The organism is Flavihumibacter petaseus NBRC 106054 (genome assembly GCF_000974785.1).
Taxonomy (GTDB): domain Bacteria; phylum Bacteroidota; class Bacteroidia; order Chitinophagales; family Chitinophagaceae; genus Flavihumibacter; species Flavihumibacter petaseus.
This window is the reverse complement of the sequence record NZ_BBWV01000001.1, coordinates 2117312-2129834: the sequence shown is the minus strand read 5'-3', so window position 1 is coordinate 2129834 and position 12523 is coordinate 2117312. Positions and strand designations below refer to the sequence as shown.

The following is a 12523-nucleotide window of genomic DNA, read 5'->3' as shown; positions in this document are numbered from 1 at the left end:
GCTGTCAGAAATTCGGGTTCTGTATCAATACGCCGTTGCTCAGATCGATCTGGCGCTGTGGTATCGGGAACAGGTAGTTTTTCGGACGGGTAAAATTCCTTCCAGGCTTCCACTGCCCGCGGTCTTTCGCATAATGGGCTTTCAGATCGATGATGCCTGCACGATCCCATCGCATCAGGTCCTGGTGGCGTTCGTTCTCACCAGCCAGTTCTACCCTTCTTTCGTGGATCAGTTCAGTCATGGTGGCATTGCTGACGTCGCCCAGCCCGTTCCTGCCGCGAACAGCGTTGATCTCAGCATCACCGTTGGCGCCGGATCTGATCTTTGCTTCCGCAACCAGCAGGTACACATCGGATGCCCGCAGCATGACGATATTCATGTTATTGTCAAGTCCGCCATCGGGTCTCCAGTTCACATATTTTCGGAAGAAATAACCGGTATTGGTGAGGCCGGGCGGTACTTCCTGGGGTCCTCCGTTGGATTCTCCCGGATCGATCACGTCACCCACTTTTGCCATGGTATAGGTTAATCTTTCGTCGTTGGGTTCGAATTCATCGGCGAGGTCCTTGATGGGTTCGTTAAAGCCCCACCCGCCCCATGGTCTTGGTGCAGAATAGATCGACGTCACATTTTCCGTCCACCCATCGGTACACTGTATGGCGAACAGCATTTCGCTGTTGTTCTTTGTGGCCGGCTTGAAATTGTCGCCGAAGCTGGGAGCCAGTGCATATGGTCCATTGATCACTTTTTCACCGGTCTCAATGGCTTTGCTCCAGTTCTCCTGGTACACGTAGAATTTGGTCAGGTAACCCCATGCGGCGCCTTTGGTGGCCCGGCCGATGTTGGCGTCATCATATTCCAGCGGTAAAGCGTCTGCCGCAGCCAGGAGGTCCGATTCAATAATGGCATTCATTTCCTCGGTAGTGCCTTTCGGAACGTTATAGTTATTGCTGGTTACATTCTCTTCTTTGATGATGGGAACCTGGCCGTAGATACGGTAAAAATACCAGTACATGAGACCACGCATAAAGTGCGCCTCTCCCAGGATTCTTGCTTTCAATGCCTCATCCATGTTGATGCCCGGCACATTGATGAGCACGGCATTGGCGCGTGAGATCACTTCATATTTCCTGGCCCAGCTGTCGTTTAGCTGCGGGTTGCTGGGCTCGTAAGTAAACTCTTCAATGGCCTGGTCTTCCGGGTGGTCACCTGCGCGCCACTGGTCATCGGAGCAGATATCCCAGGTTTGTTCCGTGTGGGCGAACATATATTCATCCCCGAGAAAAGAATAGAGCGCATTGGAAGCCGCGATGGCATCATCTCCATTGCGCCAGAAATCAGCGGAAGTGGACTGGCCGTAGGGGACAGAATCAAGCAGGTTCTTTTTGCAACCCTGGATAGTGGCCGCTGCCAGCAGGATAAGTCCGGTTTTTACAACTATATGTTTCATGATAATTCTTTCTTTAGCAGTTAAAAAGTGATGTTGGCGCCGAAGATCCAGGTGCGTGACTGGGGATACTGGGCATAGTCCACATTGATCTGTTTGTTGCCATCAGTGTAGCCCAGCTCAGGGTCCAGCCCGGAGTAACCAGTAACGGTAAACACGTTCTGGCCGGTAACATAGAACCGTACGCGGCTCATGCCGGCCTTACGGGTCAGTGTCTCCTTAAGTGTGTAACCGATCACCAGATTCTTCAGGCGGAAGAAATCACCTTTCTCGATGAACATATCGGAAGTACGGTAGTTCCGGTTATTGCGTTTGGTGGTCATCCTTGGAATGGAATTGCTCGTATTTGGACCGGTCCAGCGGTTAGCAGTTTCCGCATACATATTGAAGGAGTAGGTCGGATCGAGACCCTGCATACGATCGGCGTTGTAAATTTCAAGTCCGGCGTTGCCGAGGAAGAACAACGAAAGGTCAAATCCCTTGTAACCGAAATCTGCATTCAGACCATAAACGACAGCGGGATGCGGGCTGCCCAGCTTAACGCGGTCGTTGTCGTCGATCCGGCCATCGCCATTGGTATCGATGAACCTTACATCACCCGGTTCGATGAGGCCATCAAGTCTCCGCTGGTCTTTGGCAATATTGGGATCGCTGTTGATGTCTTCGGTTGTCTGGTACAGGCCGTTGGTCTTCCAGCCCCAGAAGATTCCGAGCGGCTCTCCTTCATAGGTACGCGAGATCTCTTCATTGGGGCGACCATAGGTTTGTGAGGCGATGAAATTGCCGTCATACAGTTTCTCCACCTTGTTCTTGATAAAGGAAGCATTGCCACTCACACCCCAGGAGAAATCGCCTTGCTGCACACGGTAGCCGAGATCGATTTCGAGGCCGCTGTTTTTCAGCACGCCAACGTTCTGGTCCGGGATTGTCAGTGTTCCGACCGTTCCGATAGTGGGCGGAGCCAGCAACATGTCGCGGGTGGTTTTGTTGAAATAGTTCAGGGAAACCTGCAGGCGGTTGTCCAATAAGCCAGCGGTCAGTCCTATGTTGCTCATTTCGGCAGTCTCCCAGGAAATATTCTTATTCGGAAGGCGCTGTTGTGCGGCGCCAACCACGGTATTGTCATTGAAGGAATAGCGGCCGCCATTACCGATCAGGGCGAGGTATTGCAAGCCCGTAACATTCTGGTTACCGAGCTGTCCCCATCCTGCAGTGAGTTTCAGGTCGTCGATGAAACGTACTTTAAAGAATTTTTCCTGTGAAATTCTCCAGCCTGCAGAGAAGGCCGGGAAATAACCCCATTTATTGCCCTCTGCAAATTTTGAAGAACCGTCCGCACGGAAAGTGGCCGTAAACAGGTAACGCTTGTCGTAATCATAGTTTACGCGACCGAACATGGACTGCAGGGCGTCATAGTAGCGGTTACCCGAAATGCTATTTAATGTTTGACCCGCATCAAAATAACGCTGATGGGGGTCTTCGTTCAGGAAATCGCGTTTAGCGGCAGAGAAGTTATCGCCGTCGAAAGTCTGGGCGGTATACCCTGCCACCACATCCACCTTATGTTTACCGGCAAAGATATTGCTGTAAGACAGGAAATATTCACCAAGCAGGGAGTAGGACTCACTGAAGCTCTTGGTGAGCGAGTTGTTATTGGTGGTACGGGTCTGGTCTGTAACAATGATGCTGAAGTTCCGGCCACTGTAATGGTTGCCGTCGAGACCGAGGTTTACCCGCAGCTTCAGTCCCTTCACAATCTGGTATTCCAGGTTAAGGTTTCCGAGAAGGCGGGTGTTGGTATTCGAGGCATCGTTGGTATTGGCGGTGAATACGGGATTGTTGATGTCACCGTATTCATTGGAAGCTTTTGAACTGCCCCAGGTACCATCGTCATTCTTTACGGGGATGAAGGGCATGAAACGGATCGCGCTCCAGATAAGGCCGTCCTGAGCTGAGGTAGTATTGAGGGCATTGTCTACTGTGCGGGTGAGCTGGAGGCTTTCACCGATCTTCAGGCGCTTTCCCACCTTATGGTCGGAATTGATGCGCAGGCTGAATCTTTTAAAATAGGAATTCGTAATAACACCCTGTTCATCGTAATAACCGGCGGATAACATGTAGGAAGATTTTGCGGAACCGCCGCCGAGGGAAAGGTCGATATTGTTTACTTTCCCCTGCTGGAAAAGTTCATCCTGCCAGTTGGTGCGCTGCACCTGGTTGGATGGGTCTTCCCAAACCGGGTTGATCGCAATGCCGTCGTTGGTATATCTTTCCTTTTTCAGGGTTACCAGCGTCGGCGCGTCAAGCATGTCGATCGTTTTGTGAACATTGGAAATCCCGGTATAGGCATTGAGAGAAACCGTGTTGGGTTGTTCAAAGCCACCTCTTTTGGTGGTAACGATCACTACGCCGTTAGCTGCACGCGTACCATAGATCGCGGAAGCCGAAGCGTCTTTCAGGATCTCCATGGAAGCAATGTCATTAGGGTTCACAGAATTCAGGTTACCGGCGGGCACTCCATCGATCACGATCAATGGGTCTGCATTGTTGATGGTGCCTGTACCACGGATCCGGATGGACCCGGTATTGCCGGGGCTGCCACCGTTTCTGACAACGTTAACGCCGGCCGTTCTTCCCTGTAAAGCCTGCACAGGGCTGGAAACAGGAAGATCACGGAATTCATCGCCTTTGATGGAGGCCACGGCGCCTGTAACATCCCGCTTAGACTGGGTGCCATAACCCACCACTACCACTTCGGCCAGTTTAGCGGATCCGATCGCCATCGTTACATCGATGGTGGATCTTCCGTTGATTGGCACTTCAAGCGTGGAATAGCCCGTACTGGAGAATACAAGAATTGAGTCATCCTGCATTACCGATATGGAATAAACCCCATCGGCGCCGGAAACCGCTCCACGTGTGCTACCCTTCACGGTAACATTTACATTGGCAATTGCCTGACCTGCGCGGTCATCCGTTATCTTACCAGTAATGGAACGTTGTGCAGTTGCGATAGAGCAGAGAGCGGTGATTAAAAATAGTGAAAGAGAAGTCCTGAGCAGACAAGAGCGTTTCATAAATCTCAAATTAGTCGGTTACACTGCCTGGGCAGTAAATATGGCTGAAAATGATGCGCAATACAGCCTAAAGGTATACGGACTGTTTATCTGAGTAATGCGCAAATGCGTATATTAATCCTCATAATGCGTATGAACTGAAAGTTAACACGCCTGCGCAATTAGAAGAAAATACTGCGCAAATGACTGTTTTATTATGACGAGCCGGAAATAGATTTGTTGCTATGATTATAGGAGTTGATCTCGGTGGCACCAATGCAAGGGCGGGACTGGTAGACAATGGCAGGATCCTGCAAACAGAGCAGGCAGTACTTTCCAATAAAACTTCGCTGGATGATACACTGGAACAATTATTTTCCGTGATTGAACCACTGAGCCGGCATGACATTGAAGGGATAGGAATCGGGGTGCCGTCAGTAGTGGATGTGGAACGGGGTATCGTATACGATGTGGTGAATATTCCTTCCTGGAAAAAAGTGGAGCTGAAAAAGATCCTCGAAGACCGCTTTGGGCGGCCGGTTTATGTAAACAATGACGTGAATTGCCTGGCGATGGGAGAAAAAATGTTTGGGCAGGCGGCACCATTCAAATCATTTGTCACCATTGGCATCGGCACGGGACTTGGCGCAGCCATTGTGATCGATAACAAACTGCATTCCGGCCTTTACTGTGGGGCCGGAGAGATCGGCTATATCCCTTACCTTGACAAAAACCTGGAGTATTATGGAAGCGGGATGTATTTTGAAGGGCCTGGTACGTCAGCCCATCAGGCTTACCTGTCTGCCGTAAATGGTGATGCAGCTGCCCTGGAACAATGGGCTTCCTATGGCCGTCACCTGGGAGAAGTCATGAAAATAGTATTATACACCTATGCTCCCGAAGCGATTATTATAGGCGGCGGGTTATCCAATGCATTCCGTTTTTTTGAGAACGCAATGTATGACAGCATGAAGGACTTCCTTTTTCAATCTACACTAAGCGAAGTTAAAATCCTTTGCTCCTCCCTGGAGAATATTGCCATCGTGGGTGCTGCGGCTTTGGTGGGTTCCAACAAATAGCATTAAGTTTGGGCAGTTCCAGTACGACTGCTATGAACAAGATCATCCTGCTATTCGATATTTCCGAAAAATATGGACAAGACCTCCTGACCGGGATTGTTCAATACTACAAAGAACATGGGCCGGCGCTTTTTTGCAGGATGCCCATCTACTATCGCGAGGCAATCGGCATTAAAGGCATACTCAAGTTTGCAAAAGAATGGGGGGCCCAGGGGATTATCGGTCAACTGGACAACAACCGGCATGTAAAAAAAATCGCTGAGTCAGGCATTCACCTGATCCTGGAAGATTTCAAGGAACGATTTGATGAGTTTCCCAATATCACCGGCGGCTATTATGAGGCCGGTCGGATGGGGGCGGAATATTTTGTAAAAAAAGGATTCAAGCACTTTGCCTTCTATGGGTTCCGCAACATCGTGTGGTCGCGGGAGCGGGCGGAAGGGTTCGAAGCCTACCTGCATGAGCGGGGGTTTGATGTATACAACTTCGAGCATGAGGAACTACATACTACAGATTTGTGGTTTTACAAGCCCTCGGTAGTGAGCAAGTGGTTGCAGTCTTTGCCGAAGCCCATCGCTATCATGGCCTGCGATGATGCGCGGGGGCAGCATATTACCGAAGCCTGCAAGCATCACAACATCAGGATCCCCGACGACGTGATCGTATTGGGTGTGGACAATGACGAGATGACCTGCAATCTCTCCGATCCGCCATTGTCCAGCGTAAACCTGGATACGGAAAAGGGCGGTTATGAGGCGGCCAGGCTGATGGACCTGATGATCCAGGGAAAGGTCAAAAAGCCGCAGAATGTAATGGTGATGCCAACCTATATCGTCACCCGGCAGTCGACGGATATTGCCGCTGCGAGCGATGAGCATATTGCCACGGTGCTCAATTTCATTCATAAAAACCTGGAGAATGACATCAATGTGGGAGATGTACTGGAGCAGGTGCCGATCTCAAGACGTTCATTGGAGAAACGGTTCCTGGAAGTAACCGGAACCAGCATCTATAAATACATTTTCAAGCTCAGGATGCAGCGGTTTTCCCAGCGGCTGCTGGAGACGGACAAACGCATATCTGAGATCGCGCTTGAGGCGGGGTTTACGCTAACCAACAATATTTCCCGGCAGTTCAAGCAGATCCACGGATGTACGCCAGGCGAGTACCGGAAACGGCATCTTCCCCGGAAATAAGACATCTCCTTTTAAAATCAGACGCTTTTTAACAACTTCTATAGGATATGCCCGCTTGCAGGAACAGGTAGAAATGATTATTCTTATATCCGCTTAATTTCTACTAAACCTTATTCTGTTCAGGGCCTCCCGGGCCCGTGAGTGGGGTGGGCGAAGCTTTTAAGCTAACCGTGGCGGAAGATCTGGTAATCATCATAACTTCTACATCAAACCAATGAATTTCCAGTCAATACTAAAAAATATCGGGTCAAAACTGGGTAATGAACCCAGAAGCTTTAACCTCATCGACAGGCTAACCTGGTTTAAACAGGACATTCCGCAATGGGATTGGCAAGATGATGCCATCAGCAATAGCGTATATCTCTGGAAAGACACGTTTACCAGGGGCAGGCTTTCGTGGGGGCATATCATACAGGTAAACTCCATGATGTTTTCAGAAGGAACAATTGATTGTCCGGGTGAGGTGCTGATCTGGAGAGATGACCCGGAACAGTTCGATGCAGATCGCTTCGAATCAATTGCTGGAAACTTGTTTCAAATGAAGGGCAATTCAAAGGAGTTTACCAATAACGAGGAAAGAGATTTTGCAGAATACCTCGAAAACGAACTTACCAGGGCCTATGGCATAAAGGTGCCACAGCGCTTGACGGATGGGCTGAACCTCAGGGTATCCACAGTACTGTTTCAAAGAAGACACTTGCCGGATAGAATCATAACAAACTCCCTGTTGCCGATCTTATACCTGAACGAATCACCGATGGTGGCAGTCGTAGTGCCGCACAAATTCTGGCCGCGGCAGTTCCTGGCGGCCTGGCGGCAATGATGGTACAGGAGTTAAGCAGAATCCTAAATAAATAACCATGATTCGACACCTCGCTTGTCTTTTCTCAGTAATCACATTGATTTCCTGCAGTCATGGAAGCGGTAACCGGCAAAGCCGGGAGGCTGCTGATAGCATTGTGACTGATTCCATCGCTATTTCCGACAACCCTAAGAACTATCTGAATATTCAAACAAAAAATTTTACGGAAATTGACAGTTCCGGGATATTAATGTTGCCACTAACCATGGGTGAGTCTCCTGATGAATCAGGAGGTCTTTATTACAAATCAATACCTGTCAGCAGTTGCTGGAATATGATCTTCCTCAACCTCAGGACGAATGAATATCACCTGTTGAGTGATAAAAAAATAGTGATCAGGGATTATGAATTCTACAACAGTGGCGATTACAACACTTCATATAGAACCACTATAAATAAATCAGACAAATTCCTGTTCTACACAGTAACTTCAGATGACTACAACAAAGATAAAAAACTAACCAGCGAAGATCCAACCTACCTTTTTGTCTCAGATAAAGAAGGGAGGAACTTCAAACAGATTTCACCTTCAAACTATGACATTCAGAAATGGAAATTTATCCCGTCTGTCAATAAAATAATCATTGCAGCCAGGAAAGACACTAACAGGAATACCAGGTTTGAAGAGAACGAAGAGGTAACCACTTTTGAAGTCGACTTCAATAGGGGAATGGAGCCACAAGAAGTATTTACGGCTGATTTCAAGAGACAGCTCAGGGAATTGTATGACCGGGATTGGAAACGGATCAAAGATTAGCCAAATCCGCCACCTTTTCTTTACTACTTAAAATAAAAAATCCCCGCAAATACATGCGGAGATTTTTATTTCACATTAAGACTACTACGGGAAACTACAAGACTACTACGGGAAACTACAGTGTTGATTTCTTTTCTTCCGCTTTTACCCAACGGTTTACCTGGTTGTATTTGCCCACCAGCAACACCTTGTAAAAGTCAGAAGGATATTTACTTACATCGAGGGTGACATGGCGTTGAGCAGCCGCTACCGTCTTCACCAATTCATATTTATCCTGGCCGCCTGTCTTGTAATTATTGGTGGTGCTGATCCAGACCTGTACTTCACCTTCCGGAATAATGGTTTTCCAGGTAATATCCAGCTTTCGCTGGAACAGGTTCACTACCGGATCGGCCAGTGACGTCTTGCCGATCAGCGAAACGCCGTCCACTTCCCGCCTCACTGACTCCGGCATCTTCACTTTGAGATACTCCGCGATAGTTGGCATCAGGTCCACGATTCCCGGATTAAAATTCTCCGCGTAGGTATTGAGCTTTAGGTTTGACACGATCCAGGTGGACCGCTGCCGGTCTGATTGTCCGCCATGGCCTCTCCCATCCTTTTCCGTCCGCCCATGATCAGTGGTGATCAGGATTAGCCACTGCTCTTTGAAATGCTGCTGGCGGTATTTAATCGCTTCCCATAGTTTTCCCATCTGGCGATCCAGCTTTTCGATGGCATCGCGCTGCTGGGGACTATCACCAAATTCATGTCCCATGTCATCGGTGTATTCCAGGTATACCCACGAAAGATCCGGCGCATCCCTGCGGATCGAAGCCTCAGCCTCCGTAATCACTTGCTCATCGATGCGATGCATCCGGTGTTCAGTGCCCTGGTTGGGGAACTGAACAGTATCCAGCTCATAGCCATCGGCATGAATGTCCACTTTCACCTTATTGGTCTGGACCATCCCTTCTCCTACCAGTTTGGTGCGGTTATCCAGCCAGCTGCTGAAGATGGCTGTTTTCTTGTCTGGGAACTGCTCCTTGAACACCCTGAAAATCGTCGGATAACTGTAATTGGGTGCCGCGATATCATTGTCCCATACATTATGCTTGTTGACCCAGGTGCCAGTGATCAGGCTGTTATAACCTACCGCAGAGATGGTCGGCGTCTGGGAGTAGGTCCCCCTTCCTCCGCCTACATGCGCCCGTACATATGACCCCTGGGCTTTGATCTTATCAATATTAGGCGTGTTGGTATTCTCGAGCACATCTGCCGGAATGCCGTCGGCTATGACGAATACTACTTTCTGCGCTGCCGCCGCCATCGACAACAGCAGGCCAGCGACCAGCAGCGGAAATCCAGCTTTAATTTGTCTTCCTGTTTTCATTCTTTTGGGTTAAAATTCATGCGGGTAATAGTCGTTGTCTACCCTGCCATCGGCATACAACTTAAGGATAGCATAACCGGGTGGTGTTTCGAGATAAAAACCGTTACCCTTTGATTCGCCATCTCCTTTCCCCCACCAGAATCCTGACACAGCCCCATTACAGCAATACTTTACATCGTTGTAAATGGTATTATCCATCAGGTGGTTGTGGCCGGACAAACAAATCCTCACTTTGTCGCGGTGCTGGTAGAACAGGTCTTTCAGCTCCTTCTTGTCAGCATGACCGCCGCCTACCAGGATAGGTGTTATACCCAGGATGGGGAAATGCGACATCACCACTGCAAAGTGACCGGCAGGCAGGCCTGCCAGGTCTTTCTTCAGCCACAGCATCTGCTCTTCGTCCAACGAAATGTCTTTGTTGTTGCCATCCAGAATAACAAAGTGCCAGTTTTTCTTGGTGAAGCTGTAATACCGCGCAGGGATTTTCAGCCTGGATGCCGCATAAGCCTTGCCATACATGGAATCGTCGGTTGAAGGCGCTTTCCACCAGCAATCGTGATTCCCGATACAGGAATAGATCTCATGTTTGGGCACAGCGCCCTGGATACAGTCATCCCAGGTCTTCCAGAGTCTTGTCACCTGCTCCCGGGGCACATTGTCATAGGAAACATCCATTACGGCGTCGCCACCGTTCAGGAAAAAATCAGGCTGGTGGGTTTGCACAATATGGCCCAGGCATTTCTTAAACCGCTCCGGCACACCGTTGCCATCTGTAATGTGTACATCAGTGATGTGGGCCACGGTAAAAACGGGCTTATCTTTTCGGTCGTCTTTCGCTGCCGTGGAAGGTTCATGTTTTTCCGGTTGCGAAAATACTTTTGCCGCTGCACCCATTCCCGCCGACAGCAATGCAGCGGTTTTAATCAGCTCACGTCTCTTTATTCCCATCCGAATATCTGTTTCAGGTTCTTATTCAATTGTGTTTGCAGGTAAGGAATCGGGCGATAGTAATACTTGGGATCGATGAACTCACGGGGCCTGATTTCCGTTACGGTCACCCCACCGTCATTCCCGTTTTCCAGGTAGACGGTAACGTTCTCGCCAAAGCTTCCGGCCTTATAATACACCAGGGTGACACCCAGTGAATTTTTGATCTTGTCTTCATCGCGTGTTGGAATCGTCGCATCCTTATCCACCAGGATGATATCGGCAATGGCATCACCAGTCAGGTCATACTGACCCAGTCCAGGGAAATACATGCCTACCGGGATTACGGTCAGGATCTGTCCGCCTTCCCAGCGCATCAGGTCATCATAACGGTAACCTTCAAGCGCCAGTTCAACACGGCGTTCCCTGCGGATTTCCAGCAGCACGCCCTTATTCGCACCGGACACATTGGGATATTTAGCTGCCAGTACCGCGTCAGGGTTGGCATTGGCCATGCCCATGTCAAGACCCGGCATACCCGCCCTATTTCTCAACTGGTTGACCGTATTCTCCAGGTCAGCTTGTGTGAGTGTTCCTCTTTCAGCAGCCGCTTCAGCAGCGATCAGCAACACTTCCGCGTAGCGGATCGCCGGGAAATCGGTACTGCCGATCACGATATTGTCGGTCGAGTTGATGAACCCTTTCAGTTGGTGATACCCCGTAAAGTTTTTATTGAGTCGCTGTACATAGGGCGCCGCATCCTGCGCTCTTTTGAAACCAGGATAAGCCAGGGTCTGCGCCATCCGGGGATCGCGGTTCTCAAACTCTTTTACGAACATGAACTCCTGATAACCGGGCTGCTCCGTAAAGCGGGAACCGTCCTTCATCAGGTAGGTTTGTACCAGGTCACGCGAAGGAGACTGCTCATAGTCGCCGAACAGAGTGCCGTTCCTGTTGGAGCTTTGCGCACCGCTCACTGAAAGGTCGTACGGTGTATTCAGGATCACCTCGCGGTTACCTGAAAGGCTACCGCTGTTGAACAGGGAAGCATAGTCAGCATTGGGTTTCCCGGTAGAATGGATCTCAAAATTTCCGGATGCAATGATTCTTCCCGAAACAGCAATGGCGGTATCCAAAAATTTATCTGCGGAGCTCTGCAGGTTCAGTTCGGGATGGTATTTGCGGTAGGTACCTTCGTACAAAGCTGCCCTGGCGTAGATCGCCATCGCCGCCCATTTGTCCGGCGTGCCGGACGGCACATCTTCCCGAACCATACTGCTGGCATACAGCAGGTCAGCCATTACACTGTCCATTACCTGCGCCCTTGGCGTAGCAGCCATGTACAGGGAAGCAGAATCGTCAGGATTAAGGGTTGTGCCATACCACGGTACATCTGAATACCGCTGAACCATGCCGAGATAAAAATTAGCACGATAATATCTCGCGAGACCGGCATAGTGGTCTTTGACATCCTGGGCCACATTAGCCCGGTCATAGTTCTCCAGGAAATAATTGATATTTCTCAGGCGCCCCCAGCTCCATCCGTCAGTCAGTGTTTGTGAACTTGGCTCACCGGTCATCATGTTCTTGATCTCCACGTTGCCCGTGGTCGCCACGTTGTCGCTGCTCTGATCAGACAGGTAATTGTCCGCACCCGCCTGGCTCATCAGGCCGTTTACATAAAGAGACAGATCCGTTTCAGTCTTGAAAAAGACCTCCGGCGAGATCGTCGTCTGCGGATACCTGTCGAGGAATTCTTTTTTACAGGAAGCAAAGGTTCCTGCGATGAGTATTGCGGCTATTGTGATGTTTCTCATTGGTTGCATT

The 12523-nt window shown here is 49.6% G+C and carries 9 protein-coding genes; 4 read left to right on the top strand and 5 right to left on the bottom strand.

All coding sequences use genetic code 11. The annotated features are described in order from the left end of the window. Positions 1-4: 4 nt before the first annotated feature. Both FPE01S_RS08855 and FPE01S_RS08850 read right to left on the bottom strand, forming a co-directional pair. On the bottom strand, positions 5-1450 hold the full coding sequence (locus FPE01S_RS08855; protein ID WP_046368348.1) for a RagB/SusD family nutrient uptake outer membrane protein: 1446 nt from the start codon (positions 1448-1450) through the stop codon (positions 5-7). A 20-nt stretch (positions 1451-1470) separates the two neighbouring features. Beyond that, positions 1471-4524 carry a SusC/RagA family TonB-linked outer membrane protein gene (locus FPE01S_RS08850; protein ID WP_072053963.1) on the bottom strand — a complete coding sequence of 1018 codons (3054 nt, stop codon included), beginning with the start codon at positions 4522-4524 and terminating at the stop codon, positions 1471-1473. Between the two features lie 224 nt (positions 4525-4748). Here FPE01S_RS08850 and FPE01S_RS08845 point away from each other — a divergent pair, with 224 nt between their 5' ends. From FPE01S_RS08845 to FPE01S_RS08830, 4 genes are all read left to right on the top strand, one after another. Continuing rightward, positions 4749-5582 (top strand): ROK family protein, encoded by an 834-nt coding sequence (locus FPE01S_RS08845; RefSeq protein WP_046368347.1) that lies wholly within the window; start codon positions 4749-4751, stop codon positions 5580-5582. Positions 5583-5614: 32 nt separating this feature from the next. Continuing rightward, entirely contained in the window at positions 5615-6778 is a 1164-nt protein-coding gene (locus FPE01S_RS08840; RefSeq protein WP_046368346.1) for an AraC family transcriptional regulator, read from the top strand. A gap of 214 nt (positions 6779-6992) precedes the next feature. After that, on the top strand, positions 6993-7601 hold the full coding sequence (locus FPE01S_RS08835; RefSeq protein WP_046368345.1) for a hypothetical protein: 609 nt from the start codon (positions 6993-6995) through the stop codon (positions 7599-7601). 37 nt (positions 7602-7638) lie between these two features. After that, positions 7639-8397 carry a hypothetical protein gene (locus FPE01S_RS08830; protein WP_157473940.1) on the top strand — a complete coding sequence of 253 codons (759 nt, stop codon included), beginning with the start codon at positions 7639-7641 and terminating at the stop codon, positions 8395-8397. Positions 8398-8512: 115 nt separating this feature from the next. On the opposite strand, the gene FPE01S_RS08825 is transcribed toward FPE01S_RS08830, so the two are convergent. Genes FPE01S_RS08825 through FPE01S_RS08815 form a run of 3 tightly spaced genes read right to left on the bottom strand, consistent with a single transcriptional unit; the run spans position 8513 to position 12513 of the window. After that, positions 8513-9769, bottom strand: coding sequence for an alkaline phosphatase family protein (locus FPE01S_RS08825; protein ID WP_083990182.1), 1257 nt, complete (start codon positions 9767-9769; stop codon positions 8513-8515). A gap of 9 nt (positions 9770-9778) precedes the next feature. After that, entirely contained in the window at positions 9779-10717 is a 939-nt protein-coding gene (locus FPE01S_RS08820; protein WP_083990181.1) for a metallophosphoesterase family protein, read from the bottom strand. Next, on the bottom strand, positions 10708-12513 hold the full coding sequence (locus FPE01S_RS08815; protein ID WP_046368343.1) for a RagB/SusD family nutrient uptake outer membrane protein: 1806 nt from the start codon (positions 12511-12513) through the stop codon (positions 10708-10710). The genes FPE01S_RS08820 and FPE01S_RS08815 overlap by 10 nt, the downstream gene beginning before the upstream one ends. Between the last annotated feature and the right edge of the window lie 10 nt (positions 12514-12523).